Genomic DNA, 25,563 nt, shown 5'->3' with positions numbered 1-25,563 from the left:
ACATGATATTTATTATAAGACAGGCTTTCCTTCAGAGGAGAGCTTCTCTTTTGTAAATGATAAATGAAGGGAAGAATAGGATGACACTATGGGAGATGTTCACAGCAGCCGTTTTGGGAATCGTGGAAGGGCTGACGGAATACGCGCCGGTTTCTTCCACGGGACATATGATCATAGCGGATGACATCTGGCTGAAATCCGGAAGCCTGATGAATCCTGAAGCCGCCAATTCCTTCAAAGTGGTGATCCAGCTCGGTTCGATCCTGGCGGTGGCCATTGTGTTTAAGGATCGGATATTAAATTTACTCGGCCTCAAAAAAAACGTGACGCGCGACCAGCAGAAAGGATACAGGCTGACCATCGCGCAAATCGCTGTCGGTCTTGTTCCGGCCGCAGTGCTCGGCTTTTTATTTGAGGATTTCATTGACCGCTATCTATTCTCCGTCAGAACGGTTGCTTACGGACTAATTGCCGGAGCCGTGCTTATGCTGATTGCGGACTGGGTCAATAAAAGAAAAGATACGATCAATACGGTAGACAGAATCACCTACAAACAGGCTTTCTGTGTCGGTTTATTCCAATGTCTCGCCTTGTGGCCCGGCTTTTCCCGATCAGGCTCAACGATTGCCGGAGGTGTCATTCTCGGCTTGAATCACCGGGCAGCCGCAGACTTTACATTTATCATGGCCATTCCGATTATGGCGGGTGCAAGCCTTCTGAAGCTGGTGAAATACTGGAGCAGTCTTTCTCCTGACATGATTCCGTTTTTTCTTGTCGGTTTTATCTGCGCCTTTGTCGTCGCTCTCTTAGTCGTCAAATTTTTTCTTCGGCTTATTAATCGGATTAAGCTTGTCCCGTTCGCCATTTACCGTGTCATCCTCGGCATCATTTTAATCATGCTCGTGCGATAAACGAAGAGGCCCCCAGAGGGTCTTTTCTATGTTTGAAAAACGTCTCGGAAAAATGTAAGCAAACTGAATTTTCGGCTTGAAATTCGAAGGAAACTCGTCTATAATAAAACATGACGTTATCGCACGGGGCCATAGCTCAGCTGGGAGAGCGCTACGCTGGCAGCGTAGAGGTCAGGGGTTCGAGCCCCCTTGGCTCCATACCTTTAAACCCTTATTCTATAAGGGTTTTTTTATTTGTCAGGAACAGAGCCAACAGCCCCAAAAAAGCCTCGCCTTCAAATTAAGATTGAATGGTTCAAAATATTGAGCTGTCTCATTTTCAAGTTTTTCGGTTACATGTCTTCGGCTTGCATGACCGGCGCATTTCGAATGGCGCTCATATTTTCACCGGCTTCTATAAGGAGAGCCTAGGTGGTTTTCCGAATTAGGGTACATTTATCTGGTTTTAATCTGTTTAGACAGGATAAGTCGAATATTGACAAAAAGGATTATGACCATAAACTCAAAGCAAGAGTCGAAAACCCCCAAGCTAATATACCGAACATCACAGAGAACCTAAGACAAGCTTCAAATTTTGTAAGCCCTCGCTCTCTTTTTGTTTTACCTAATTTCCAATAAACAGCATATCCGGAGAAGACCAAAATGATTACTCCGAGTCGTGTTATATCTTCTAAAAATTTTATACCATCCATTGATTTTCACCTCGTTTATTTATGAGAAAAAAATAAAGTAGACTTGTAGAGAGTCTACTTATAAACCAATTCCAAAGTACACATTTTCATAAGCTTAAAACATTTGAGTGATAAAGTAAGGCGCATTTTAAAATGACACATCCTTAATCCTCCCAATTATATTCCCCATGCATTAGTTTTATTATCGCAAATGGAATGGACGATTCCAACAGTTATGTGAAAATAAGTAATATGGCAGACCGTAAACAAATTGCGGTTTTTTTATCCAAGCATAATTTGGAAATGTTAGAATATTATATAAAAGGAGGAGTGGCCTTGTGAGTTCTGTTTTACCATCATCGGAGGTAGGCGTTAAAATTAATGAATGGTACAAAATGATACGTCAGTTCAGTGTTCCGGATGCGGAAATTTTGAAAGCGGAAGTGGAGCAAGAAATAAATGAGATGGAAGAAGACGAGTATCTACTGATTTACTACACCCTCATGAAATTCCGCCATCAGCTCATGCTGGATTATTTAGAACCGGTGACTACCCGCGTGAGACCGACAATTGACGAGCTGCTGGAAAAAATCGAAGCATCAAATAAAGGAATTTCCGGACTGCTATGCTATTACTCTTTATTTTTCCGCGGCATGTATGAATTTGATCAAAAGCAGTATGTAAAGGCGATCGGTTTTTATAGAGAGGCTGAAAAACAACTTGTTCATGTGCATGATGAAATTGAGAGAGCGGAGTTTCATTTTAAATTGGCTGAAGCATATTACGGTATGAAACAAAGCCACGTCTCCATGCATCACGTAAAGCAAGCGCTCGATATTTACGATCAGTATGAGTTGTATAAAGTCCGGAAAATTCAATGTCTATTCGTCATATCAGGGAATTATGTTGACTTTAAACGCTTTGAAAAAAGTTTGCCGCATTTAGAAAAAGCTTTAGAGTTGTCGAAACAACTAAATAATAATGAAAGGCTGCTCAGTTCTGCTTATTACAACATAGGAAAGAATTACGGAGACCTAGAAGAATATAGTAATGCTGAAATCTACTTAAAAAAAGCAGCAGAGTTATCTGAAAAGTATAAATTGGGTAACCTTCCGCATTCCTTGTTTACATACGCAAAGCTTCTATTTAAACAAGGGAAAACAAATGAGGCGATTCAAATCAGCAAAAAGGGACTTTCATCAGCGATACATCACGGGGATAAGCTGTTTGAATCTCTGCAAAAATATTTGGATGCTTTATATATTAATGCAATAGACCAAATGGGAATCAAAAAAACAATTGATTACCTTGAGAAAAATAAAAACTATTCGTATGTGGAAGATATTGCTCTTGATACGGCTGCTGTTTATGCAGAGTCAAAACAATATGACAAATCTTATGTTTATCATCAAAAAATGATTCAAACGCAAAAACAAATTCAGAGGGGGGAATGCCTGTATGAATTTTAGAAAAGGCGTATTTATCATTGTATCGGCTGTCGTTTTAATGTCAGGGGTCGGTCTAACGGCCTCGGCTGTTTCATTTGATGGATCATATCAAGTTTCATCTGATCGTAATCAAACCTAAGAAGGAGAGTGCCTGTATGAATTTTAAAAAGAGCATCTTCATCGTCCTGGGTCTGACATTGACTTTAGTATGTGGGTTGGGTATGAACTCGGTAGAAAAACAAGCACAGGATACAATCAAAGTAGCTTCTGATCGTTTTCAAACTTGAACGTATAAAGCCTTTTCTTCGGAAAAGGTTTTTTTAGTTTCTTCATTAGTTTCAAAACATCCACCTGGTTTTTCTTTTCAATTGTTCCATGGAGGGATTTTTCCCAAAGCGGGACATATAATAACTTTTCGTTCAAAATCAGTCATTTGATCATCCCCCAACTTCATAAGTCTCAACGGATAAAAAAGAATCAAATACAATAAGCCATGTATCCCCCTTTAAGTCCCTCACACGAAATCCTTCCGTAGGTGGTCCCGTAATGAACTGCGCAGATAACTTCGCGTATGTATCGGTCGCCATCAGCTCGAACGATAAATCTATGCTAATATTTAAAAAATATGGCACTCAATATTTATAAGTTCAATTTTCTTTTCAATTTATCAATTTAATGGAGGGAAAATAGAAAGGAGAGTAATGAGAAAGTATTTTGGGATCGTGTCGCTTATCATCCTTTTATTCACATTGTGCTTTCTGCCTCATATTCATTGGGCGCTTGGAATGCTAGGAATTGTCGTGGGGAGTACTCTGGCAATCAAATCGCCTAAAGGAATTGCAAAGAATATTTCTTTTGTTATCCTGGCACTTTGTTTACTTTTACTATTATTATTGATTGTGATGGGCGTTTTGATGGCAGGTCTAGTGGGGAATTAACTTTCATTTACAATCCTATTTGGGGACCAACTTGTTCATTTTTCGCCAAACAGAAGATTTTTTATCAGAAAGATTCGTCAGCAACCCCTATCATTTCCACACTGGCAGTGTAGAGATCAGGGGTGCGAGCCCCTTGGCTCCATACCTTTATAAGTTTTTAATCCTCTGCAGCAGCCTCTGTGTTCTGCTTCATTTCTAACAACTAAATGAAAGGAAAAAGAGGAAAATGAAAAAGAAAATCTATCTTCTACTAACTCTTTCAGCGGCAGTGGCACCTCTTTTAACAGCGCTCCCCGTTCTTTCTCCTGTCGTCTTCACGTCTGCTTCAGAAAAAGGAGCCATCAGGCATGACATTTATAAAAAAGGCTATCCGTATCAAAGCTACTTTGCGATTCTTCGAAAAGAAGAAAACAACAATGAGGCCGGGAACCTTTATGATGTAAATTGGTTCGATTGGAAAGATGAAACCGGACAGACGCCGCACTTATGTTATTCAAAAAAATTGCCCGAAGGTGAGTACAAAGTAAGCTGCGGAACCGGACCGTAATGATTAAGAGCCCCTCTTTCATGAGGGGCTTTTTTTAATGCCGCTCCTGCTCTCCGTTTAATACCCCCAATATAACGGCGGATCATAATGCCGATACGGATCATTCGGATAATGCGTATTTGGCTGATAAGGTTTATTCATATCGTGAATACCCGTATTTTCAGACTGCCCGCAGTATTTATCGGGACCTATCACAGTTGATTTGCGGATCGGTGAAACAGCTTTTTCCCATTCCTGTTCATTCAGACAGTACGTATGCGCCATGATCTCGGGCGGTGTGAGGCGGAGAATATCCGAGCCGTAAATCACTTCAGGCGTATGGGCGTCAAATATGGCCAAAAGATGGGTATTATCTGAAGTCGCGATCTCATAATGCCACCACCCCTGCGGAATATTCGCCACTTGCCCGGGGGTGATCGGATAATTTCGTATTTTCTGGGTGAACGGATTCAGCATCGACACGGTTGCGGAACCCGAAATACAGTACACCAATTCAGCGGCATTTTGATGGGTATGCGGTTCAATCACATTTGTCTTGCTCAAAAAGATATCCAATAATGAAATATTTTCAAGCGTGTTTAACTGTTTAATCCCCAATACATTGATAAAGTTCCGATGATCTTTAGTGAAAAAACGGCTCTCATTCACATCATATGTGAACTGTGTATTCGGAGACGTGTAATCCATATAAGAAACCATACAATCCCCTGCTTTCATGTGTAAACGTATAATTTCTAGAATATGTGTCCCGGTTCCAATAGGTGAAAAAGGGAATAAAAACCAATGATTCCAAATTGACAACAATATTGTGACGACTTTTCTAAAGATTCATTTAAGATATATCTTTTATTCGAAATATCTCTTACTATAAAGATATATTTAAAATACATCTTTAGAAGGGTTGAGGATTAACATGCTGGATGAGAGAACAATAGACATCATCAAAAGCACAGTACCCGTATTGAAAACACATGGAGAAAACATCACAGGACGCTTTTATAACCTGATGTTTCAAGATCATCCCGAACTGTTAAATATGTTTAACCAAACGAACCAAAAGAAACAGACGCAGCGCACAGCATTGGCAAATGCAGTCATTGCGGCTGCGGCGAATATTGATCAATTAGAACAAATCATTCCGGCGGTCAGACAGATCGGCCATAAACACACAAGCATCGGGGTGAAGCCGGAGCATTATCCGATTGTCGGAAAATATCTGCTTCTGGCGATCAAGGAGGTGCTGCAGGATGCTGCAACTCCTGATATTATGGAGGCTTGGGAAAAAGCTTACGGCGTCATTGCAGAGGCTTTCATCGGCATTGAAAAAGATATGTACAATGCGGCCGGATGGCAGGGATATAAAGAATTTACGGTGATAAAGAAAACCGAAGAAAGCAAAGACATCACATCATTTTATATCAAACCGAGCGACGGCTCTGCGCTTCCTGAATTTGAAGCGGGGCAATATATCAGCATTAAAGTGCGGATTGCAGATTCTCCTTATACGCACATTCGCCAATACAGCCTGTCTGATGCTGCCCGAAAAGGGGAATATCGGATTTCCGTGAAAAAGGACGGGGCGGTTTCTTCTCATCTCCACAATGAAGTTCATGAAGGAGATAAACTTGAAGTCAGCGCACCCGCCGGGGATTTCAAACTGTCTTCCGCCGAAAAACCGGCTGTCCTTCTCAGTGCCGGTTCCGGAATCACGCCGATGATGAGCATGCTGAAAACAGCCGCCGAAAAACAGCCGGAGCGTTCCATTACTTTTATTCATGCCGCGAAAAACGGAGAGTACGCCGCGTTCCGCAAAGAAGTCGAGCAAGCTGCGGCAGGCAATCCGAATATTAACGTCATTTATGTATATAGTGAACCGTCAGAACAAGACTGCTCAGGGGACAAGCCGTTTTACAGCGGCCGGATTGATCAAAGCTTCTTAGAGCAGCTTCACTTGAATCAAGATACTGAATTTTACTTATGCGGTTCAGCACCGTTTATGACGCAAATGAAAGATATGATTCTTGCACTCGGGTTTAACTCTGATTCCGTTCAATTTGAATTGTTCGGTCCTCAGCTGAGCATGGCATAAAAAAAAGACTCCTCTTTGAGGGGTTTTTTGTTTGCATACATGTTCTTTCTCCGTCTTTTTCCCTATTTTATTGAAATTTTCATCAATGACCAGTAAAATTATAAATCTAGTGATTCCGGAATTAAAGGAAGGTTGATATGAAAAAGAAAGCAAAGACCAAAAGGGTGCTTGGATGCCTTTTTGCTGTATCTCTTATATTCGGATTATTTCTGGTATCAATGGTGTTTTCGAAATTCATAGCGACGGAAGAAAAACCGCCTGAAGAGGTGGACGGGCAGCAGGTCTTTATTGACAGCCTTTCCGGGCATGCTCAGATTTTATATGAGAAATATCATGTCCTTCCGAGCATCACCCTTGCACAGGCCATTCTCGAATCGGATTGGGGGAACAGTGAGCTTGCGGGAAAAGCGCGCAACCTGTTCGGTGTAAAAGGTGATTATAAAGGAAAACACGTCACGATGAAAACAGATGAATTTGAAAAAGGGAAACGAAAAACGATTCGGGCAAAATTCCGTAAGTACAACACGTTTTTTGAATCCATGGATGACCACGCCAAATTATTTGTCAAAGGAACGTCTTGGAATAAAAAGAAGTATAAACCCGTCATAGAAGCGGACGATTATAAAACAGCTGCGGCAGCCCTTCAAAAATCCGGCTATGCCACAGATCCCGACTATGCGGAAAAAATTAAAGATGTCATAGAAACCTATAACCTGAATGAGTTTGACAAAATCAATGCCTCTCTTAAAGCAGTTGATAAGAAAGGCGCCATCAAAGACCAAGCCATGGAAGACGTTTGGTCCAAGCCGTCGAAAGAGCAGCATTCTATTAAACTGGCATCGGCGCAAAAGTTTACCGGCCAGCATATTAAAGTTGTCTCTGAGAAGCAAAACGGCGGATCCGTCTGGTATCAATTTCAGGTGAAAGACAAGCTGATCGGTTGGGTTGACCAAACCGCCGTCCAGTTAAATGAAGAAACATAAGCATCACAAAAGCCGGCCGCAGCCGGCTTTTTTTACATTCCCTCTGTTTCAAATCTTTTAATATCACGTTTATGCCCCATCAGCACAAGGCAGTCACATTCATGGATGACAGACTCCGGAGAAGGGGACAGCTGAATGTCTCCATTATGTTTCACGGCGAGAATGGTGCAGCCGAATCTGGCACGGACGCCGAGGTCAAGAATGGTTTTTAAATGGAGTTTTTTCGTGGCTGACAGTTCTACGATACTGTATTCATCTGACAGATCAATATAATTTAAGACATTTTCATCCGAAAGGCTTTGCGCAATCCTCACGCCCATATCCTTTTCCGGATGAATAATACGATCAGCGCCGATTTTCTCAAGCACTTTGTGATGATAATAATTTTGCGCCTTCACCCAAATGTTAGGGATGTTCAGTTCTTTCAATAACAGCGTCGTCAGCGTGCTTGCCTGAATGTTGGCGCCGATTGCCACGATGACATATTCAAAATTTCTGATGCCGAGCGATTGAAGTTCGCTTTCTTCCGTCGCATTTGCCCGCACGGCATGAGTGGCATAAGAGGAGTATGCGTTGACCCGCTCTTCGCTGATATCGACGGCCAGCACCTCATGCCCCATTTTAAAAAGCTCTTTGCAGATGCTTCCGCCGAAACGGCCGAGTCCGATGACGGCAAATTGTTTATTTTTGATTTTTCCCAATCCTCATAACTCCTTAAGAAACTGTTTTCGTCACTCCAAATACAACAAACAAGAATGTACTCCTGTTTCAAAGGTTTGTCAATGTGAGAGCCGTAAGATAAAACGGCACAAAAAAAGACCGGCTGACAAGCGGAGCTTGTGCCGGTCCGTTTTTCGCAATTATTTGCAGTTGCAAGGCTGTGTCGGCGGTGTGCTGCGTTTTTGAACAACAATTGTGTCCTCAGCATAGAATTTAGAGCCGATGCTTAATGATTTATTTTCTGCACGGAACTTATATGTACCTGCAGCAGGCAATGTTTTATTATTAAGAGAAAGCTTAAATTCCGCTGCGCCGAGCAAATCAATGTTTAACGGAAGTCTGACTGTTTTGCCGTTATTCAGAATCTGTCTTTCACGCAAAGCGTGTCCGTTGATTGTATCTTTTGTTGTAGCCGCAAATCCGCTAGGAAGGGTAAATTCCATAACGCCTAAGCTTAGGATCGTGTTCGGGCGGTACGTCAATTCGATATCAGAAAATGACCATTCCTGCTGGCTGGCACCTGTGTATTTTGCAAATAAAGTAGCGGTCGCCTTTGTGGACATTTCCGGCTCGTGAACGGTTGAACCTGATTCAGCGGCGAATGACGCTGTCGGCAGAGAAAGCAGTAAAGCCAAGCCGAATAAACTTGCCATGACAGTTGAGAAAAACTTTTGTTTCATATCAAAATCCCCCTTTAAAAAATTTGCCGATCGTTCTTAAAAAAGAACGACGGTACCTATAAAAATTTACCATCAATTTTAATGGAAGTAAATGGGGTTATGTTCCTATATTTCCTCGAAAATAATTAAATCGCGTCGAAAAATGACGAAGAAAAAACGCCTGATTACGATTCAGGCGTTTTTTCGTCTGTTTCTATCGGAATAAAGTTAAAAATCTCTCCGCTCCGGACTGAATCGGCGAGCCGCTTCAGCCAATGATAATAGGCCTTCGAGCTTTCAAGCTGATCATATAACTGCCGTGCTTCTTCCTGTAATTCCGCGCTGCCTTCCTCTGCCAGCAAAACGGCCTGCAAATCCGCCTGGGCCTGTACGATGGCGGACAAATTCACCTGAACTTCCCGATCCCATTTCGGCGGGAAGAAATTCGTGAAAAACGTAAAAAAATCCTTTTCCGCCACAAATGTATGCTTCCGCGTGCCGCGGTGAAAGGTTTTTTTGACCACGTTTAAATCCTGCAGCTTTTTGACGCCTGTGCTCATACTCGGTTTGCTCATCTGCAGTTCCTCACGCATTTCATCAAGTGTCATTTCATCTCTCATATACATTGTTCCGTATAAAATCCCGACACTCCGGGTGATTCCGTACAGATCCATCGTCTCAGCAATGGAATCAATAACAAGATCCCTTGCTTGTTCTATAGCTGCAAATTCTGGATTCTCATCCATACTGTCCCTCTTTTCCTCTTGAAGATTAAATTGATTAAGTCATTTCTTTATGTTCTTAATCTTAACGAATCATGGCAAAATGTCAAAACCTAAGCGGACAAACAAGGTTTTGACAGGTTAAAAAACATGTGTTAAATTAACATTGTTAAAAACATTAAATTTTTATTTAACAAACTTACTTTTCGGTAAGGAGGACTCTCATGAGCAAAACGCTTTATATCGGCGGCGAATGGATCAGTGCAGAAAAAAAGCAGACCCGCCGTATCATCAATCCATTTAATCAGGAAGAAATTGCAACAGTATGCGAAGGAGACCGGAACGATGCGGTGAAAGCCATCGCCGCAGCCAGAAAAGCATTTGATGAAGGGGAGTGGCCGGTGCTTTCCGGACTGGAGCGCGGTCAATTTGTTCTGAAAATTGCGGAATTAATCAGACGCGATCTGAACGAATTAGCTGAGCTGGAATCGCTGGACACAGGTAAAACCATTGAAGAAAGCAAAGCCGACATGGATGATATCGCAAATGTTTTTCAGTATTATGCCGGTTTGGCGGATAAAGACGGAGGCGAGGTCATTTCATCTCCGATTCCTAATTCCGTAAGTAAAATCGTCAGAGAGCCAATCGGCGTATGCGGACAAATTACGCCGTGGAACTATCCGCTCCTTCAGGCGAGCTGGAAAATTGCTCCCGCTCTTGCGGCCGGAAACACGATCGTTTTAAAGCCGAGCGAGATAACTCCGCTGACAACGATTAAAGTCTTTCAATTAATAGAAGAAGCCGGTATTCCGAAAGGAGCCGCCAATCTTGTGCTTGGACCGGGCGCTTCTGTCGGGGATGAGCTGGCGAGAAACCTTGACGTCGATTTGGTGTCCTTTACGGGCGGAATTGAAACAGGCAAAAAAATCATGCAGGCGGCAAGCGGCAATGTGAAAAAGATTGCCCTTGAGCTTGGCGGCAAAAATCCGAATATCGTGTTTAAAGATGCGGATCTCGAAACAGCTGCAGATCAAGCGCTCAACGCCGTGTTTTTTCATGCCGGCCAAGTTTGTTCTGCAGGCTCGCGCCTTTTAGTGGACGAAGCCATTCATGATGAATTTTTAGCCGAGCTGATCAAGCGCACGAAAAGCATCAAATTAGGAAACGGTTTTCATGAAGATACGGAAAGCGGTCCGCTGATTTCCGCCGAGCATCGGGCCAAAGTTGAAAAATACGTAGAAATCGGCATCGAAGAAGGGGCAAAGCTGGAAACAGGCGGCAAACGTCCTGATGATCCCGCTCTTCAAAACGGTTTCTTCTATGAACCTACTATTTTCTCAAACTGCAAGTCTGACATGAGAATTGTCCAAGAGGAAATCTTCGGCCCCGTTTTAACAGTCGAGTCATTCTCTTCTGAAGAAGAAGTGGTCAGACTCGCCAACGATACCATTTACGGGCTGGCCGGAGCGGTATGGTCAAAGGATATTGAAAAATGCGAACGCGTAGCCGCGAAACTGCGGATGGGTACGGTTTGGATCAATGATTTTCATCCGTATTTCGCGCAAGCGCCGTGGGGCGGGTACAAACAATCAGGCTTCGGCCGCGAACTCGGCAAAATCGGTCTGGAAGAGTACACGGAAGTCAAACATATTTACCGCAACACGAAACCCGCACCTGTGAACTGGTTTCAAGCATAACGAGGAGGAGATATAATATGACATTAAATATGAAAGTAGAAAGCATGCATAAATTCCATACATTCGAAATCCCGACAGTTATTAAGCACGGAATCGGCGCGATTCAGCATGCGGGAAAAGAAGTCAGAGCGCTTGGCGTCACAAAAGCGCTGCTCGTAACAGACCCGGGAATTTATAACGCGGGAGTGGCAAACCCGGTTATTGAATCTTTGCAGGAAGCGGGCATCGAAGTCGTCCTGTTTAACAAAGTGGAGCCGAACCCGCCTGTACGTCTTGTGAACGAAGGATCTGAACTGTATAAAAAAGAAAACTGCAACGGCCTTGTGGCTGTCGGCGGCGGAAGCTCCATGGATACGGCGAAAGCGATCGGAGTAGAAGCGACACACGAAGGAAGCGTGCTTGATTATGAAGCAGCGGAAGGCAAAAAGCCGCTGGAAAACCGTATTCCTCCGCTGACAACGATCCCGACAACTGCCGGAACAGGTTCAGAGGTTACACAATGGGCGGTCATTACAGACGAGGAAAGAGAATTTAAATTCAATACGGGCGGACCGCTTATCGCCGCGCATTTAACAGTCATTGATCCTGAGCTGCATACGTCCATGCCTCCGCATGTGACGGCTATGACAGGTATCGATGCCCTCGCGCACGCCATTGAGTGCTATACGATGAAATTCGCGCAGCCGATCACTGATGCCGTGGCTTTAATGGCTATTGAATATGCGGCGCATTATATTAAGCGTGCGTTCGCGGACGGAGAGGATTTGGAAGCGAGATACGGCATGGCACAGGCGGCGATGCTTGCCGGACTTTCATACGGCAGTGAATCCGCTGGCGCTGCGCATGCAATGAGCCAGACACTCGGCGGCATCATCCCTGTCGCTCACGGGCAATGCGTCGCAGCAATGATGGGGCCGGTAATGGAATACAACTGGAAGGGATATCCGGAAAAATTTGCCCGCATCGCCAAAGCATTCGGAATTGATACAAGCAAAATGACAACCGAAGAAGCGGCCAAAGCGTCCGTCAATTGGATGTATGACCTTGTAAAAGATTTAGAGGTGCCGAGCTTAGAAGAACAAGGTGTGTCTCCGGACATGATTGAGCGCTTATCCAAAGAAGCCATGAAAGATCCGCAAACCTTCGGAAATCCAAGAGACTTGAATGAGAAAGCATACAACTGGATTTACAAACGCTGCTTTGACTTAACGCCGAAAACGGTATAATAATTGAACCCCGCTTCTTTACAGAGCGGGGTTTTTTAAGGATAATGTCAAGAAAAAGGCGGTGACGGGTGATGTGGAAGTGCATAACAGCAAAGGCGGAAGGCGTATATATAGCGGATACGGAACAATTTGTTACCAAAAAGATGGACAAGTTTCGTGCGGAATACGGCGGGTTTCCCGGTGACCTTCATTTCGGACTGACAAAAAAAGCAGGTGCGCGGGAGCCGATGTATCAAAGAGGGACGGAAATTTTTAACCGGAGACAAATTTCAATCGTGTCCATGGAGGAATGTGATGAGATTGCGGCGGCGATAGGGGTTTCTCATATCTTTCCCGAATGGCTCGGCGCTAATATCGCGATCAGCGGTTTTTCTGCACTGACGTCGCTTAAAGAAGGAAGCAGAATAATATTTCCAAGCGGTGCGTCTCTGTTGTGCGAGGGAGAAAATGATCCGTGCATTCAGCCGGGAGAAATCATTCAATCCTTTTACCCGGATCAGCCAAAACTCGCTGCGGCGTTTGTGAGACACGCGATGGGCAGAAGGGGAATTGTGTGTATTGTTGAACGGCCGGGAGACATATGCACGGGTGATTCGGTCGACATTCATTCTTATGAACCGAAACGCGTCAAGAAAAAAATCGAAAAGGTCTGAGTCAGACCTTTTCGATTTTTTGTTTGATTTCTTTTATTTGATTGATGTGACGCTTTTCATGATGGCCGATAAAATCAATCCACTGGCGGATCGTCAGTTCTTGAAAAACGGGATGCGGAAGCACCCGTTCAAAGTCTTCCTCGTTTAATGATGAAATAACGGCGGTCAGCTGCTGTCTTGCCGTATCTAATTCTTGTTTCGCTTCAATGACTGATATTCGGTTTTGCTCAGGTTCAAGCTGTGACGGCGCCGGCCGTTTATTTGTTCTGTCCTCTATAAACTCCATCGGTTTTTCTTCGATTTTTTTAAACGGTGCGTCTTTTGCCTGCTTTGTTAAAAGATTCTGCGCTGATTCGTCAATTTTCTTTAAATGGTCAAGGACTTCGCGCACGCTCCATTCATCAGCCGCAGGCTTTTGGTTGAATTCCTCATCAGAGAGTCCTTTCAGTTCTTCCCAAGTCTGCTGTCTGGCTTCATTAAAAATGCTCATTCTATCTCCTCCTTTGGAGTAAACATACCATATCCGGATTGGATAATCATGTAATCAGCCTTTCTTATCAGAAAATTGAAACCATTTCCCTTTACACCCGTATATAAAGTAACACTCCGAGACCCGGCCGAAAGGAGGAAAGTATGTGGACATATTTCATCTGCCGCTTGAAACGATCTATCTTTACACACTGATTATTGCGGGGAGCCTCACGCTTTTGATTCTGTTTTTTCAAGATGTGTTTCACGGCCTCTCGGAAGCCATTCCTGTTTCATTCGTAAATCCAACATTGATTTTATCGTTTTTGACCATCTTTTCAGCCTCAGGTTACATCGGCGAAATCGCAACTTCGCTTTCAAATCCTGTCATTGCATTACTTTCATTTGTGCTTTCAGTTTTTTTGGTCAGCCTGCTTTACTTCTTCATCCTTGTACCGCTTTCATCAGCGGAAGAGTCGCTCGTATATCGGGAGTCGGATTTAAAGGGCAGAATCGGCAGGGTTATTACTTCCGTTCCGAAAGACGGCTATGGGGAAGTGATCATAGAGGGAATCGGAGGCGCCATTTCTAAATCTGCGGTCAGCTTTGATCAAGAACAGATCAAGTACGGAACGGCCGTATTAGTGATTGATGTGAAAGACGGAGTGCTTTTTGTGACGCCGCATGAACCAATCTGATATCTAAGGGGGAACTGTTATGACTATGCCGATTATCATTGTTATCGGAATCGTATTCTTTTTACTCATCGCACTTATTGCTGTATTTATTACGAAGTACCGGACGGCGGGGCCGGACGAAGCCCTTATCGTAACCGGAAGTTATTTGGGAAATAAGAACGTCCACGTTGATGAAGGCGGAAATCGTTTGAAAATCGTCCGGGGCGGGGGAACATTCGTGCTCCCGGTATTCCAGCAGGCAGAACCTCTCAGTTTACTGTCAAGCAAACTTGATGTCTCTACACCTGAAGTTTATACAGAGCAAGGCGTGCCGGTAATGGCCGACGGAACCGCCATTATAAAAATCGGCGGCTCCATCGGGGAAATCGCAACAGCCGCTGAACAATTTTTAGGGAAGTCTAAGGATGACCGCGAGCAGGAGGCGCGTGAGGTGCTGGAGGGCCATCTGCGATCTATTCTCGGCTCCATGACCGTTGAAGAAATTTATAAAAACAGGGAAAAGTTTTCTCAGGAAGTCCAGCGGGTCGCGTCTCAGGATCTTGCCAAAATGGGACTGATGATCGTTTCCTTTACGATTAAAGATGTCCGCGATAAAAATGGCTATCTAGAATCGTTAGGTAAGCCGCGAATCGCCCAAGTCAAGCGGGATGCGGACATTGCCACGGCAGAAGCGGATAAAGAGACGAGAATTAAACGTGCGGCGGCTGATAAAGACGCAAAAAAATCAGAGCTGGAGCGGGCGACGGAAATAGCTGAAGCGGAAAAAATCAATCAGCTGAAAATGGCGGAATACAGAAGAGAGCAGGACACAGCAAAAGCCAATGCCGACCAGGCATATGACCTCGAAACAGCAAAAGCCCGCCAGCAGGTGACAGAGCAGGAAATGCAGATTAAAATTATTGAGCGGCAAAAGCAGATTGAATTGGAAGAAAAAGAAATTCTCCGCCGTGAGCGCCAGTATGACTCTGAAGTGAAGAAAAAGGCCGATGCCGACCGTTATTCGGTAGAACAAGCGGCCGCAGCTGCAAAAGCGAAGCAGCTCGCAGAAGCAGATGCCGAACAGTATAGTATTGAAGCGATGGCCAAAGCGGAAGCTGAACGCGTGAGAATTGACGGTCTTGCTAAAGCGGAGGCTGAAAAGGCGAGAGGAAAAACCGAAGCGGAAGTCATCCGCCTGAAAGGTCTTGCGGAAGCGGAAGCTAAAGAGAAAATTGCTGAAGCCTTCGAAAAATACGGGCAGGCCGCAATCCTCGATATGATTGTGAAAATGCTGCCTGAGTATGCGAAGCAAGTCTCGGCGCCTCTTGCCAACATTGATAAAATAACCGTTGTTGATACGGGAGGAAGCGGTGAAAACGGCGGAGCCAATAAAGTCACGGGCTATGCAACCAATTTAATGGCCGGTCTTCAGGAAAGTTTAAAAGCATCTTCCGGAATCAATGTAAAAGAGATCATTGAGAATTTTTCAGGCAAAGGAAACATAAAACAAAGCATAAATGAACTTACAAAAGAACTGAGCGATTCGAAAGAAGAACGCAGCTCTGGATAAAAAAACAGCAGGCATAACCCGCCTGCTGTTTCAATTTGCCCGCTTGGATTCAAGAAGCCGCGGCGCTGTCATGAATAATAAGATAAGGACAATGGCTGAAAGGATAAAAGAAGGAATCATATAAGTCGCGTTGTAGACGAGCGAATAAATCCAGACCGGAGTGCCCTTCGGAGCATAGCTTCCGAAAAAGACCGCTCCGGAGATTACATGTGCCGCATACCGCAGTACACTGCCGATAAAAACGCCGCTTACCACATACACCGTTAATGCGCCTCTTTTTTTAGCCAATGCCGTTTCACGGACACCGGAAGCAAACAAGCCGCTGAAACCGAGAACTGCAAACGCCGCGGTATAATCAAGAAATAGCTGCACCGGATGCTGTAAAAACAAATTGCCGATGGCGATCTGGACAATCCCTGTTAAAAAGCCTGTCGTAAGCCCGGCCTTCACTCCCCAGCGGAATGAAATCAAAAAAATCGGAATCATCATAATAGAGACTGATCCGCCTTGGGGCATCCGGAGAAACATACCTGACACAATGTCCAGAATGACGGCCGCTCCGGTCATAATCGCTATTTCTATTAAGCGCACAAGCTGTGTTGAATGATTCATAGTTTTCCCCCTGCTCAGACAACCGTATCAAGGATAAACAAAAAAGCAGCGCGGGGAAGGATGGGAAAAGGTCCGCGCGCTGCTTACAAAACTGCAATTCATTTGGCTTTGCCACATCCCTACGCCAGCGTTAACTAACAGGTTCAAAGGGTCAGAACAAAACGTTCACTCTCAGCTTTAATGCTCCCCTTGTGGTCATCAAGTATTTAGTTCAATCTTACTATACAAGAAAATATACCAAACCACAAGACTGCATTCTTTCTATAGAAGAGAAACTGAAATAAGTAAGAAAGAAAATAAACGGAGACTTTTTTTGAAAAACTATTGTCATACTTTCAAAAGGGTGTTATATTATTAAACGTCGCTGATGAACAGCAGACAACAACAAAAAGCTTCGAAAACGACTTGGAAAAAGTTGTTGACATAAAAGAGGCTGAGTGGTAAGATAATAAAGCTGCTTCGACAAGCGGTAATGATCTTTGAAAACTAAACAAGACAAAACGTACCTGTTAATTCAAAGTTTTAAATAAATCGCACAGTGATGTGCGTAGTCAGTCAAACTAAGGTCTGCATGATGCAGATCACACAGACGTTACTGCAGGATGCAGTGAACTTAGTCTGTGATCCGTTTATCGGAGAGTTTGATCCTGGCTCAGGACGAACGCTGGCGGCGTGCCTAATACATGCAAGTCGAGCGGACAGATGGGAGCTTGCTCCCTGATGTTAGCGGCGGACGGGTGAGTAACACGTGGGTAACCTGCCTGTAAGACTGGGATAACTCCGGGAAACCGGGGCTAATACCGGATGCTTGTTTGAACCGCATGGTTCAGACATAAAAGGTGGCTTCGGCTACCACTTACAGATGGACCCGCGGCGCATTAGCTAGTTGGTGAGGTAACGGCTCACCAAGGCGACGATGCGTAGCCGACCTGAGAGGGTGATCGGCCACACTGGGACTGAGACACGGCCCAGACTCCTACGGGAGGCAGCAGTAGGGAATCTTCCGCAATGGACGAAAGTCTGACGGAGCAACGCCGCGTGAGTGATGAAGGTTTTCGGATCGTAAAGCTCTGTTGTTAGGGAAGAACAAGTGCCGTTCAAATAGGGCGGCACCTTGACGGTACCTAACCAGAAAGCCACGGCTAACTACGTGCCAGCAGCCGCGGTAATACGTAGGTGGCAAGCGTTGTCCGGAATTATTGGGCGTAAAGGGCTCGCAGGCGGTTTCTTAAGTCTGATGTGAAAGCCCCCGGCTCAACCGGGGAGGGTCATTGGAAACTGGGGAACTTGAGTGCAGAAGAGGAGAGTGGAATTCCACGTGTAGCGGTGAAATGCGTAGAGATGTGGAGGAACACCAGTGGCGAAGGCGACTCTCTGGTCTGTAACTGACGCTGAGGAGCGAAAGCGTGGGGAGCGAACAGGATTAGATACCCTGGTAGTCCACGCCGTAAACGATGAGTGCTAAGTGTTAGGGGGTTTCCGCCCCTTAGTGCTGCAGCTAACGCATTAAGCACTCCGCCTGGGGAGTACGGTCGCAAGACTGAAACTCAAAGGAATTGACGGGGGCCCGCACAAGCGGTGGAGCATGTGGTTTAATTCGAAGCAACGCGAAGAACCTTACCAGGTCTTGACATCCTCTGACAATCCTAGAGATAGGACGTCCCCTTCGGGGGCAGAGTGACAGGTGGTGCATGGTTGTCGTCAGCTCGTGTCGTGAGATGTTGGGTTAAGTCCCGCAACGAGCGCAACCCTTGATCTTAGTTGCCAGCATTCAGTTGGGCACTCTAAGGTGACTGCCGGTGACAAACCGGAGGAAGGTGGGGATGACGTCAAATCATCATGCCCCTTATGACCTGGGCTACACACGTGCTACAATGGGCAGAACAAAGGGCAGCGAAACCGCGAGGTTAAGCCAATCCCACAAATCTGTTCTCAGTTCGGATCGCAGTCTGCAACTCGACTGCGTGAAGCTGGAATCGCTAGTAATCGCGGATCAGCATGCCGCGGTGAATACGTTCCCGGGCCTTGTACACACCGCCCGTCACACCACGAGAGTTTGTAACACCCGAAGTCGGTGAGGTAACCTTTATGGAGCCAGCCGCCGAAGGTGGGACAGATGATTGGGGTGAAGTCGTAACAAGGTAGCCGTATCGGAAGGTGCGGCTGGATCACCTCCTTTCTAAGGATTTTAACGGAATATAAGACCTTGGGTCTTATAAACAGAACGTTCCCTGTCTTGTTTAGTTTTGAAGGATCATTCGATTCTTCGAGATAATGTTCTTTGAAAACTAGATAACAGAAGTAATTCACATTCAATTGTAATGCAAGATATCACGTAGTGATTCTTTTTAACGGTTAAGTTAGAAAGGGCGCACGGTGGATGCCTTGGCACTAGGAGCCGATGAAGGACGGGACGAACACCGATATGCTTCGGGGAGCTGTAAGCAAGCTTTGATCCGGAGATTTCCGAATGGGGAAACCCACCACTCGTAATGGAGTGGTATCCATATCTGAATACATAGGATATGAGAAGGCAGACCCGGGGAACTGAAACATCTAAGTACCCGGAGGAAGAGAAAGCAAATGCGATTCCCTGAGTAGCGGCGAGCGAAACGGGATCAGCCCAAACCAAGAGGCTTGCCTCTTGGGGTTGTAGGACACTCTGTACGGAGTTACAAAGGAACGAGGTAGATGAAGAGGTCTGGAAAGGCCCGCCATAGGAGGTAACAGCCCTGTAGTCAAAACTTCGTTCTCTCCAGAGTGGATCCTGAGTACGGCGGAACACGTGAAATTCCGTCGGAATCCGGGAGGACCATCTCCCAAGGCTAAATACTCCCTAGTGACCGATAGTGAACCAGTACCGTGAGGGAAAGGTGAAAAGCACCCCGGAAGGGGAGTGAAATAGATCCTGAAACCGTGTGCCTACAAGTAGTCAGAGCCCGTTAACGGGTGATGGCGTGCCTTTTGTAGAATGAACCGGCGAGTTACGATCCCGTGCAAGGTTAAGCAGAAGATGCGGAGCCGCAGCGAAAGCGAGTCTGAATAGGAGTACGTGGTCGTAGACCCGAAACCAGGTGATCTACCCATGTCCAGGGTGAAGTTCAGGTAACACTGAATGGAGGCCCGAACCCACGCACGTTGAAAAGTGCGGGGATGAGGTGTGGGTAGGGGTGAAATGCCAATCGAACCTGGAGATAGCTGGTTCTCTCCGAAATAGCTTTAGGGCTAGCCTCAAGGTAAGAGTCTCGGAGGTAGAGCACTGATTGGACTAGGGGCCCCTACCGGGTTACCGAATTCAGTCAAACTCCGAATGCCGATGACTTATCCTTGGGAGTCAGACTGCGAGTGATAAGATCCGTAGTCGAAAGGGAAACAGCCCAGACCGCCAGCTAAGGTCCCAAAGTATACGTTAAGTGGAAAAGGATGTGGAGTTGCTTAGACAACCAGGATGTTGGCTTAGAAGCAGCCACCATTTAAAGAGTGCGTAATAGCTCACTGGTCGAGTGACTCTGCGCCGAAAATGTACCGGGGCTAAACGTATCACCGAAGCTGCGGACTGTTCTTCGAACAGTGGTAGGAGAGCGTTCTAAGGGCTGTGAAGCAAGACCGGAAGGACTTGTGGAGCGCTTAGAAGTGAGAATGCCGGTATGAGTAGCGAAAGAGGGGTGAGAATCCCCTCCACCGAATGCCTAAGGTTTCCTGAGGAAGGCTCGTCCGCTCAGGGTTAGTCGGGACCTAAGCCGAGGCCGAAAGGCGTAGGCGATGGATAACAGGTTGATATTCCTGTACCACCTCCTCACCATTTGAGCAATGGGGGGACGCAGGAGGATAGGGTAAGCGCGGTATTGGATATCCGCGTCCAAGCAGTTAGGCTGGGAAATAGGCAAATCCGTTTCCCGTGAAGGCTGAGCTGTGATGGCGAGCGAATTATAGTAGCGAAGTTCCTGATTCCACACTGCCAAGAAAAGCCTCTAGCGAGGTGAGAGGTGCCCGTACCGCAAACCGACACAGGTAGGCGAGGAGAGAATCCTAAGGTGATCGAGAGAACTCTCGTTAAGGAACTCGGCAAAATGACCCCGTAACTTCGGGAGAAGGGGTGCTCTGTTAGGGTGCAAGCCCGAGAGAGCCGCAGTGAATAGGCCCAGGCGACTGTTTAGCAAAAACACAGGTCTCTGCGAAGCCGTAAGGCGAAGTATAGGGGCTGACGCCTGCCCGGTGCTGGAAGGTTAAGAGGAGCGCTTAGCGTAAGCGAAGGTGCGAATTGAAGCCCCAGTAAACGGCGGCCGTAACTATAACGGTCCTAAGGTAGCGAAATTCCTTGTCGGGTAAGTTCCGACCCGCACGAAAGGCGCAACGATCTGGGCACTGTCTCAACGAGAGACTCGGTGAAATTATAGTACCTGTGAAGATGCAGGTTACCCGCGACAGGACGGAAAGACCCCGTGGAGCTTTACTGCAGCCTGATATTGAATGTTGGTACAGCTTGTACAGGATAGGTAGGAGCCTTGGAAACCGGAGCGCCAGCTTCGGTGGAGGCATCGGTGGGATACTACCCTGGCTGTATTGACCTTCTAACCCGCCGCCCTTATCGGGCGGGGAGACAGTGTCAGGTGGGCAGTTTGACTGGGGCGGTCGCCTCCTAAAAGGTAACGGAGGCGCCCAAAGGTTCCCTCAGAATGGTTGGAAATCATTCGCAGAGTGTAAAGGCACAAGGGAGCTTGACTGCGAGACCTACAAGTCGAGCAGGGACGAAAGTCGGGCTTAGTGATCCGGTGGTTCCGCATGGAAGGGCCATCGCTCAACGGATAAAAGCTACCCCGGGGATAACAGGCTTATCTCCCCCAAGAGTCCACATCGACGGGGAGGTTTGGCACCTCGATGTCGGCTCATCGCATCCTGGGGCTGTAGTCGGTCCCAAGGGTTGGGCTGTTCGCCCATTAAAGCGGTACGCGAGCTGGGTTCAGAACGTCGTGAGACAGTTCGGTCCCTATCCGTCGCGGGCGCAGGAAATTTGAGAGGAGCTGTCCTTAGTACGAGAGGACCGGGATGGACGCACCGCTGGTGTACCAGTTGTTCTGCCAAGGGCATCGCTGGGTAGCTATGTGCGGACGGGATAAGTGCTGAAAGCATCTAAGCATGAAGCCCCCCTCAAGATGAGATTTCCCATTCCGCAAGGAAGTAAGATCCCTGAAAGATGATCAGGTTGATAGGTCTGAGGTGGAAGTGTGGCGACACATGGAGCTGACAGATACTAATCGATCGAGGACTTAACCATTTTTGAATGTATGCTTACTGTTATCTAGTTTTGAGAGAACACTCTCAATGGTTTGGTGGCGATAGCGAAGAGGTCACACCCGTTCCCATGCCGAACACGGAAGTTAAGCTCTTCAGCGCCGATGGTAGTCGGGGGTTTCCCCCTGTGAGAGTAGGACGCCGCCAAGCCATTACACGTAAGTGTAATATACGGAGGATTAGCTCAGCTGGGAGAGCATCTGCCTTACAAGCAGAGGGTCGGCGGTTCGAGCCCGTCATCCTCCACCATTTCTATCATACATAAGTTGGCGTATTAGGCCGGTGTAGCTCAATTGGTAGAGCAACTGACTTGTAATCAGTAGGTTGGGGGTTCAAGTCCTCTTGCCGGCACCACTTTTATATGTTATACTATATAAGTCTCTTGTAAAAAGAGCCATTAGCTCAGTTGGTAGAGCATCTGACTTTTAATCAGAGGGTCGAAGGTTCGAGTCCTTCATGGCTCACCATGTTTTTTTCTTGCGGATGTGGCGGAATTGGCAGACGCGCTAGAATCAGGCTCTAGTGTCTTTACAGACGTGGGGGTTCAAGTCCCTTCATCCGCATTGCCAAACGCGGAAGTAGTTCAGTGGTAGAACATCACCTTGCCAAGGTGGGGGTCGCGGGTTCGAATCCCGTCTTCCGCTCCAACTAAACTATACCATCCATGCCGGGGTGGTGGAATTGGCAGACACACAGGACTTAAAATCCTGCGGTAGGTGACTACCGTGCCGGTTCAAGTCCGGCCCTCGGCACTTATTGTTGCGCCCGTAGCTCAATTGGATAGAGCGTTTGACTACGGATCAAAAGGTTAGGGGTTCGACTCCTCTCGGGCGCGCCATACATACTTTTGAAAAATCGGGAAGTAGCTCAGCTTGGTAGAGCACATGGTTTGGGACCATGGGGTCGCAGGTTCGAATCCTGTCTTCCCGACCACTTTGGGGCCTTAGCTCAGCTGGGAGAGCGCCTGCTTTGCACGCAGGAGGTCAGCGGTTCGATCCCGCTAGGCTCCACTTGATTTTAATTGTTTTTTGGCGGTGTAGCTCAGCTGGCTAGAGCGTACGGTTCATACCCGTGAGGTCGGGGGTTCGATCCCCTCCGCCGCTACCATTGGACCTTTAGCTCAGTTGGTTAGAGCAGACGGCTCATAACCGTCCGGTCGTAGGTTCGAGTCCTACAAGGTCCACCACTTATACGGAGGAATACCCAAGTCTGGCTGAAGGGATCGGTCTTGAAAACCGACAGGGGTGTCAAAGCCCGCGGGGGTTCGAATCCCTCTTCCTCCGCCATATCTAATTTAATCATCATCGCGGGGTGGAGCAGTTCGGTAGCTCGTCGGGCTCATAACCCGAAGGTCGCAGGTTCAAATCCTGCCCCCGCAACCAAAAATGGTCCGGTAGTTCAGTTGGTTAGAATGCCTGCCTGTCACGCAGGAGGTCGCGGGTTCGAGTCCCGTCCGGACCGCCATTTATATAAAAAGGCTCGGTAGCTCAGTTGGTAGAGCAACGGACTGAAAATCCGTGTGTCGGCGGTTCGATTCCGTCCCGAGCCACCATTTTAATTTAATATTGTTTTGGCGGTTGTGGCGAAGTGGTTAACGCACCAGATTGTGGCTCTGGCACTCGTGGGTTCGATTCCCATCAATCGCCCCAAACAAATGCGGGTGTAGTTTAGTGGTAAAACCTCAGCCTTCCAAGCTGATGTCGTGGGTTCGATTCCCATCACCCGCTCCATTTTTATATTGTCGTGGGCCTGTAGCTCAGCTGGTTAGAGCGCACGCCTGATAAGCGTGAGGTCGGTGGTTCGAGTCCACTCAGGCCCACCATGATAATTTTCCACAGTAGCTCAGTGGTAGAGCTATCGGCTGTTAACCGATCGGTCGCAGGTTCGAATCCTGCCTGTGGAGCCATATGGAGAAGTACTCAAGTGGCTGAAGAGGCGCCCCTGCTAAGGGTGTAGGTCGTGTAAGCGGCGCGAGGGTTCAAATCCCTCCTTCTCCGCCATAAGGCCCGTTGGTCAAGCGGTTAAGACACCGCCCTTTCACGGCGGTAACACGGGTTCGAATCCCGTACGGGTCATTAAAAAAACCTTGCATACTATGCAAGGTTTTTTATTATGAGTTCATATTGTAAATGGTAAAAGACAGGTATGTGGCAAAAGCGCTCCATAATAAATAAGGAACCAAAAGCCAGGCTGAAGCTTTGCTGTATTTACTGGCAATCATCAATAAAATGAGTGTTGTAACGGCTACAAGCAGGCAATCGATAGATGCAGCAAGCAAATTTTTCTGTGTGAATTGAAAAAAGCTGAATCCTTGATTCACGATATAATTGATGAGAAGCATCACCCAGAAAGCTTTGGATTCTTTACATGAAAGCTTTACGTATACCAAGGCTGCTGACAGGGAGATAAGTGCAAACAAAACCGCCCATATGATGCCTATTACTGATCCGCTCGGCGTCCAGTCAGGTTTTTGAAGCGCGTCGTACCATTCCCGATCTACGGGAAAGAGAAACCCCGCTAAGGAAAACAAGGCATATGTAATGATAAATACAATGATCGCACCGATATACTTCTTTTTCATCTCTTCCCTCCATTGTTCAATGTCATTCCCGATTTTAGAAAGGTCAAACCTTTTTGAGAGCTATGCATCAATAAGTGTATGAGTTTCCATTGCAAAAATGCAACAAATGTAAAAACCCCGGCTTACCGGGGTTTTAGTCAGCATGAAGATCGCCGAAAGTCGTCATAATTCCTTCTTCATCCAGTTCCTGTTCATATTTTTCGTGGTCTCTGCTTGGATACACGGAAATGTTTTTTCCGGTAATATCTGTGGCGATAAAATTTTCATAATCCTCAACATAGCCGATGTTTTCTTCTGAGTTCATTGTCATATCGTTGTAGCTGAGAGGCGGAACCTCTAAATCTTGAGGTGTTTCTGAGTTTCCGTATTCCTCTACATCCTGATATGAGTCTTCACTATCGTAAGGCGGCCGTATTGATTCATCATCATCAAATTCAAACTGTCCGAACGGTGTTTCCTCTTCAATCGGCCTGTCTTTAGAAACGGCATCCTGAGAGGAATATTCCGCCAAGGTGGTAGCCGTCGGCAGAGCTTCCAGTCTGTCATAAGGGATTTCTTTGCCGCTGACTTCACAAATACCGTATGTGCCGTTTTCAATTTGTTTCAAGGAGTAATCAATGTCGCGAAGGTGCTCCCGTTCATGGTCGAGGAGCGCCAGATCTTTTTCACGCTCGTATAATTCAGTCGCCTGATCGCCGGGATGATTGTCATAGGAAGACAATTCGCCGGATGACTGATACGGGAATTCATCTGTTAATTGAAATTGGTCATTCTCTTTAAAACGACTTAAGATATCATGTTTGGCTTCTTCGAGCTCTTTTTTCAAGTGTGTGATCTGTTCGTTTGTAAGCACATCATTCCCTCGTTTCTATGTGATGCTTATGACTGTTAGTATGAACGTTTTTGTGCAGAAAAATGGTGGATAAAAATGGTCGTTTTCCCACAGTAAAGTAAAGGATACAGTGATTGCCGAGAGTGGGGAAAGAAAATTCAAGTTTGTTTCTTTATTCATTTGCGCAAAAAGGTTTATAATAAGAAATGCAGGCATTTTGTCGTGCGCAAATCTGTGTGTTTGACACAAAGTCATCACAGGTGTATT

At 46.2% G+C, this 25,563-nt stretch carries 19 protein-coding genes, 22 tRNA genes, 3 rRNA genes and 1 riboswitch; of the genes, 35 read left to right on the top strand and 9 right to left on the bottom strand.

Annotation, left to right across the window (positions count from 1 at the left end; all coding sequences use genetic code 11):
• The first annotated feature begins 80 nt into the window (after positions 1 to 80).
• Together AADZ70_RS10185 and AADZ70_RS10180 are read left to right on the top strand one after the other, a co-directional pair.
• Positions 81 to 911 (top strand): undecaprenyl-diphosphate phosphatase, encoded by an 831-nt coding sequence (locus AADZ70_RS10185; RefSeq protein ID WP_045925819.1) that lies wholly within the window; start codon positions 81 to 83, stop codon positions 909 to 911.
• Positions 912 to 1,036: 125 nt separating this feature from the next.
• Positions 1,037 to 1,109 (top strand) — tRNA-Ala (locus AADZ70_RS10180).
• A 290-nt stretch (positions 1,110 to 1,399) separates the two neighbouring features.
• Here AADZ70_RS10180 and AADZ70_RS10175 read toward each other — a convergent pair.
• Entirely contained in the window at positions 1,400 to 1,603 is a 204-nt protein-coding gene (locus tag AADZ70_RS10175; RefSeq protein WP_342006991.1) for a hypothetical protein, read from the bottom strand.
• 317 nt (positions 1,604 to 1,920) lie between these two features.
• On the opposite strand from AADZ70_RS10175, the gene AADZ70_RS10170 reads away from it, so the two are divergent.
• Both AADZ70_RS10170 and AADZ70_RS10165 read left to right on the top strand, forming a co-directional pair.
• Positions 1,921 to 3,051: a Rap family tetratricopeptide repeat protein gene (locus AADZ70_RS10170; RefSeq protein ID WP_342006990.1), complete on the top strand. Its 1,131-nt coding sequence runs from the start codon at positions 1,921 to 1,923 to the stop codon at positions 3,049 to 3,051.
• Positions 3,052 to 4,194: 1,143 nt separating this feature from the next.
• Positions 4,195 to 4,515 (top strand): hypothetical protein, encoded by a 321-nt coding sequence (locus tag AADZ70_RS10165; protein WP_342006989.1) that lies wholly within the window; start codon positions 4,195 to 4,197, stop codon positions 4,513 to 4,515.
• Positions 4,516 to 4,572: 57 nt separating this feature from the next.
• Here AADZ70_RS10165 and AADZ70_RS10160 read toward each other — a convergent pair whose 3' ends face one another.
• Positions 4,573 to 5,214, bottom strand: coding sequence for a cupin domain-containing protein (locus AADZ70_RS10160; protein WP_045925814.1), 642 nt, complete (start codon positions 5,212 to 5,214; stop codon positions 4,573 to 4,575).
• A gap of 214 nt (positions 5,215 to 5,428) precedes the next feature.
• On the opposite strand from AADZ70_RS10160, the gene hmpA reads away from it, so the two are divergent.
• Positions 5,429 to 6,604 carry an NO-inducible flavohemoprotein gene (gene hmpA / locus AADZ70_RS10155; RefSeq protein WP_342006988.1) on the top strand — a complete coding sequence of 392 codons (1,176 nt, stop codon included), beginning with the start codon at positions 5,429 to 5,431 and terminating at the stop codon, positions 6,602 to 6,604.
• Between the two features lie 137 nt (positions 6,605 to 6,741).
• A complete protein-coding gene (locus AADZ70_RS10150; protein WP_264819036.1) occupies positions 6,742 to 7,587 on the top strand; it encodes a glucosaminidase domain-containing protein in 846 nt (281 codons plus the stop codon).
• Positions 7,588 to 7,619: 32 nt separating this feature from the next.
• Here the strand turns inward: AADZ70_RS10150 and AADZ70_RS10145 are convergent, their stop codons facing one another.
• The 3 genes from AADZ70_RS10145 to AADZ70_RS10135 all read right to left on the bottom strand — a co-directional run bounded on the left by AADZ70_RS10145 (position 7,620) and on the right by AADZ70_RS10135 (position 9,712).
• Entirely contained in the window at positions 7,620 to 8,288 is a 669-nt protein-coding gene (locus AADZ70_RS10145) for a TrkA family potassium uptake protein (protein WP_016938175.1), read from the bottom strand.
• Positions 8,289 to 8,447: 159 nt separating this feature from the next.
• Positions 8,448 to 8,987 (bottom strand): biofilm surface layer hydrophobin BslA, encoded by a 540-nt coding sequence (gene bslA, locus AADZ70_RS10140; protein WP_016938176.1) that lies wholly within the window; start codon positions 8,985 to 8,987, stop codon positions 8,448 to 8,450.
• Between the two features lie 164 nt (positions 8,988 to 9,151).
• Entirely contained in the window at positions 9,152 to 9,712 is a 561-nt protein-coding gene (locus AADZ70_RS10135; protein WP_016938177.1) for a GbsR/MarR family transcriptional regulator, read from the bottom strand.
• A 200-nt stretch (positions 9,713 to 9,912) separates the two neighbouring features.
• Here AADZ70_RS10135 and betB point away from each other — a divergent pair, with 200 nt between their 5' ends.
• From betB to AADZ70_RS10120, 3 genes are all read left to right on the top strand, one after another.
• A complete protein-coding gene (betB, locus tag AADZ70_RS10130; RefSeq protein WP_342006987.1) occupies positions 9,913 to 11,385 on the top strand; it encodes a betaine-aldehyde dehydrogenase in 1,473 nt (490 codons plus the stop codon).
• 17 nt (positions 11,386 to 11,402) lie between these two features.
• Entirely contained in the window at positions 11,403 to 12,611 is a 1,209-nt protein-coding gene (gene gbsB / locus AADZ70_RS10125; RefSeq protein WP_016938179.1) for a choline dehydrogenase, read from the top strand.
• Positions 12,612 to 12,682: 71 nt separating this feature from the next.
• A complete protein-coding gene (locus AADZ70_RS10120; RefSeq protein ID WP_342006986.1) occupies positions 12,683 to 13,264 on the top strand; it encodes an MOSC domain-containing protein in 582 nt (193 codons plus the stop codon).
• Position 13,265: 1 nt separating this feature from the next.
• Here AADZ70_RS10120 and AADZ70_RS10115 read toward each other — a convergent pair whose 3' ends face one another.
• On the bottom strand, positions 13,266 to 13,754 hold the full coding sequence (locus tag AADZ70_RS10115; RefSeq protein WP_016938181.1) for a DinB family protein: 489 nt from the start codon (positions 13,752 to 13,754) through the stop codon (positions 13,266 to 13,268).
• Between the two features lie 145 nt (positions 13,755 to 13,899).
• Here AADZ70_RS10115 and AADZ70_RS10110 point away from each other — a divergent pair, with 145 nt between their 5' ends.
• Positions 13,900 to 14,430 (top strand): NfeD family protein, encoded by a 531-nt coding sequence (locus AADZ70_RS10110; protein WP_016938182.1) that lies wholly within the window; start codon positions 13,900 to 13,902, stop codon positions 14,428 to 14,430.
• A 19-nt stretch (positions 14,431 to 14,449) separates the two neighbouring features.
• Entirely contained in the window at positions 14,450 to 15,979 is a 1,530-nt protein-coding gene (locus tag AADZ70_RS10105) for a flotillin family protein (protein ID WP_342006985.1), read from the top strand.
• Positions 15,980 to 16,009: 30 nt separating this feature from the next.
• Here the strand turns inward: AADZ70_RS10105 and thiT are convergent, their stop codons facing one another.
• Positions 16,010 to 16,591, bottom strand: a complete 582-nt coding sequence (gene thiT, locus AADZ70_RS10100) for an energy-coupled thiamine transporter ThiT (protein WP_342006984.1) — start codon at positions 16,589 to 16,591, stop codon at positions 16,010 to 16,012.
• Positions 16,592 to 16,690: 99 nt separating this feature from the next.
• A riboswitch (TPP riboswitch) is annotated at positions 16,691 to 16,791 on the bottom strand.
• Positions 16,792 to 17,220: 429 nt separating this feature from the next.
• Here thiT and AADZ70_RS10095 point away from each other — a divergent pair.
• The 24 genes from AADZ70_RS10095 (at position 17,221) to AADZ70_RS09980 (ending at position 23,958) form a co-directional block, all read left to right on the top strand.
• Positions 17,221 to 18,770 (top strand): 16S ribosomal RNA (locus tag AADZ70_RS10095).
• A gap of 174 nt (positions 18,771 to 18,944) precedes the next feature.
• Positions 18,945 to 21,866 (top strand): 23S ribosomal RNA (locus AADZ70_RS10090).
• A 51-nt stretch (positions 21,867 to 21,917) separates the two neighbouring features.
• Positions 21,918 to 22,033: ribosomal RNA gene (gene rrf, locus AADZ70_RS10085) — 5S ribosomal RNA — on the top strand.
• The 16S, 23S and 5S rRNA genes sit together here with 21 tRNA genes alongside, the layout of an rRNA operon.
• Positions 22,034 to 22,056: 23 nt before the next feature.
• Positions 22,057 to 22,132, top strand: a tRNA-Val gene (locus AADZ70_RS10080).
• 29 nt (positions 22,133 to 22,161) lie between these two features.
• Positions 22,162 to 22,237 (top strand) — tRNA-Thr (locus AADZ70_RS10075).
• Between the two features lie 37 nt (positions 22,238 to 22,274).
• Positions 22,275 to 22,350: transfer RNA gene (locus AADZ70_RS10070), tRNA-Lys, on the top strand.
• 12 nt (positions 22,351 to 22,362) lie between these two features.
• Positions 22,363 to 22,446, top strand: a tRNA-Leu gene (locus AADZ70_RS10065).
• A 9-nt stretch (positions 22,447 to 22,455) separates the two neighbouring features.
• Positions 22,456 to 22,530, top strand: a tRNA-Gly gene (locus AADZ70_RS10060).
• Between the two features lie 19 nt (positions 22,531 to 22,549).
• A tRNA-Leu gene (locus AADZ70_RS10055) sits at positions 22,550 to 22,635 on the top strand.
• 9 nt (positions 22,636 to 22,644) lie between these two features.
• Positions 22,645 to 22,721 (top strand) — tRNA-Arg (locus AADZ70_RS10050).
• Between the two features lie 18 nt (positions 22,722 to 22,739).
• A tRNA-Pro gene (locus tag AADZ70_RS10045) sits at positions 22,740 to 22,816 on the top strand.
• A 4-nt stretch (positions 22,817 to 22,820) separates the two neighbouring features.
• Positions 22,821 to 22,893: transfer RNA gene (locus AADZ70_RS10040), tRNA-Ala, on the top strand.
• A 20-nt stretch (positions 22,894 to 22,913) separates the two neighbouring features.
• Positions 22,914 to 22,990, top strand: a tRNA-Met gene (locus AADZ70_RS10035).
• A 2-nt stretch (positions 22,991 to 22,992) separates the two neighbouring features.
• Positions 22,993 to 23,069, top strand: a tRNA-Ile gene (locus AADZ70_RS10030).
• Between the two features lie 7 nt (positions 23,070 to 23,076).
• Positions 23,077 to 23,169 (top strand) — tRNA-Ser (locus tag AADZ70_RS10025).
• A gap of 19 nt (positions 23,170 to 23,188) precedes the next feature.
• A tRNA-Met gene (locus tag AADZ70_RS10020) sits at positions 23,189 to 23,265 on the top strand.
• A 5-nt stretch (positions 23,266 to 23,270) separates the two neighbouring features.
• Positions 23,271 to 23,347: transfer RNA gene (locus AADZ70_RS10015), tRNA-Asp, on the top strand.
• Positions 23,348 to 23,359: 12 nt separating this feature from the next.
• Positions 23,360 to 23,435 (top strand) — tRNA-Phe (locus tag AADZ70_RS10010).
• A gap of 21 nt (positions 23,436 to 23,456) precedes the next feature.
• Positions 23,457 to 23,532 (top strand) — tRNA-His (locus AADZ70_RS10005).
• Between the two features lie 7 nt (positions 23,533 to 23,539).
• Positions 23,540 to 23,613 (top strand) — tRNA-Gly (locus AADZ70_RS10000).
• Between the two features lie 15 nt (positions 23,614 to 23,628).
• A tRNA-Ile gene (locus AADZ70_RS09995) sits at positions 23,629 to 23,705 on the top strand.
• 9 nt (positions 23,706 to 23,714) lie between these two features.
• Positions 23,715 to 23,789 (top strand) — tRNA-Asn (locus tag AADZ70_RS09990).
• Positions 23,790 to 23,792: 3 nt separating this feature from the next.
• A tRNA-Ser gene (locus AADZ70_RS09985) sits at positions 23,793 to 23,883 on the top strand.
• Positions 23,884 to 23,886: 3 nt separating this feature from the next.
• Positions 23,887 to 23,958: transfer RNA gene (locus AADZ70_RS09980), tRNA-Glu, on the top strand.
• Between the two features lie 35 nt (positions 23,959 to 23,993).
• On the opposite strand, the gene AADZ70_RS09975 is transcribed toward AADZ70_RS09980, so the two are convergent.
• The gene (locus tag AADZ70_RS09975; RefSeq protein WP_016938460.1) at positions 23,994 to 24,464 is read right to left on the bottom strand and encodes a tryptophan-rich sensory protein; all 471 of its coding nucleotides are present in this window, start codon (positions 24,462 to 24,464) and stop codon (positions 23,994 to 23,996) included.
• Positions 24,465 to 24,597: 133 nt separating this feature from the next.
• Positions 24,598 to 25,317, bottom strand: coding sequence for a TraR/DksA C4-type zinc finger protein (locus tag AADZ70_RS09970; protein ID WP_016938461.1), 720 nt, complete (start codon positions 25,315 to 25,317; stop codon positions 24,598 to 24,600).
• Positions 25,318 to 25,563: the final 246 nt, after the last annotated feature.

Origin of the sequence: Bacillus sp. YBsi01 (assembly GCF_038406745.1) — a bacterium.
In the GTDB taxonomy this organism is placed as follows: domain Bacteria; phylum Bacillota; class Bacilli; order Bacillales; family Bacillaceae; genus Bacillus; species Bacillus siamensis.
The sequence above is the reverse complement of the archived record's forward strand: the minus strand, read 5'-3'. Positions and strand labels throughout refer to the sequence as shown.

Excerpts from the sequence above, each read along its gene's own strand:
- AADZ70_RS10185 (WP_045925819.1), top strand. The coding sequence starts at position 81 with ATGACACTATGGGAGATGTTCACAGCAGCCGTTTTGGGAATCGTGGAA.
- AADZ70_RS10175 (WP_342006991.1), bottom strand. The coding sequence starts at position 1,603 with ATGGATGGTATAAAATTTTTAGAAGATATAACACGACTCGGAGTAATC.
- AADZ70_RS10165 (WP_342006989.1), top strand. The coding sequence starts at position 4,195 with ATGAAAAAGAAAATCTATCTTCTACTAACTCTTTCAGCGGCAGTGGCA.
- AADZ70_RS10160 (WP_045925814.1), bottom strand. The coding sequence starts at position 5,214 with ATGGTTTCTTATATGGATTACACGTCTCCGAATACACAGTTCACATAT.
- hmpA (WP_342006988.1), top strand. The coding sequence starts at position 5,429 with ATGCTGGATGAGAGAACAATAGACATCATCAAAAGCACAGTACCCGTA.
- AADZ70_RS10150 (WP_264819036.1), top strand. The coding sequence starts at position 6,742 with ATGAAAAAGAAAGCAAAGACCAAAAGGGTGCTTGGATGCCTTTTTGCT.
- bslA (WP_016938176.1), bottom strand. The coding sequence starts at position 8,987 with ATGAAACAAAAGTTTTTCTCAACTGTCATGGCAAGTTTATTCGGCTTG.
- AADZ70_RS10135 (WP_016938177.1), bottom strand. The coding sequence starts at position 9,712 with ATGGATGAGAATCCAGAATTTGCAGCTATAGAACAAGCAAGGGATCTT.
- betB (WP_342006987.1), top strand. The coding sequence starts at position 9,913 with ATGAGCAAAACGCTTTATATCGGCGGCGAATGGATCAGTGCAGAAAAA.
- gbsB (WP_016938179.1), top strand. The coding sequence starts at position 11,403 with ATGACATTAAATATGAAAGTAGAAAGCATGCATAAATTCCATACATTC.
- AADZ70_RS10120 (WP_342006986.1), top strand. The coding sequence starts at position 12,683 with ATGTGGAAGTGCATAACAGCAAAGGCGGAAGGCGTATATATAGCGGAT.
- AADZ70_RS10115 (WP_016938181.1), bottom strand. The coding sequence starts at position 13,754 with ATGAGCATTTTTAATGAAGCCAGACAGCAGACTTGGGAAGAACTGAAA.
- AADZ70_RS10105 (WP_342006985.1), top strand. The coding sequence starts at position 14,450 with ATGACTATGCCGATTATCATTGTTATCGGAATCGTATTCTTTTTACTC.
- thiT (WP_342006984.1), bottom strand. The coding sequence starts at position 16,591 with ATGAATCATTCAACACAGCTTGTGCGCTTAATAGAAATAGCGATTATG.
- AADZ70_RS09975 (WP_016938460.1), bottom strand. The coding sequence starts at position 24,464 with ATGAAAAAGAAGTATATCGGTGCGATCATTGTATTTATCATTACATAT.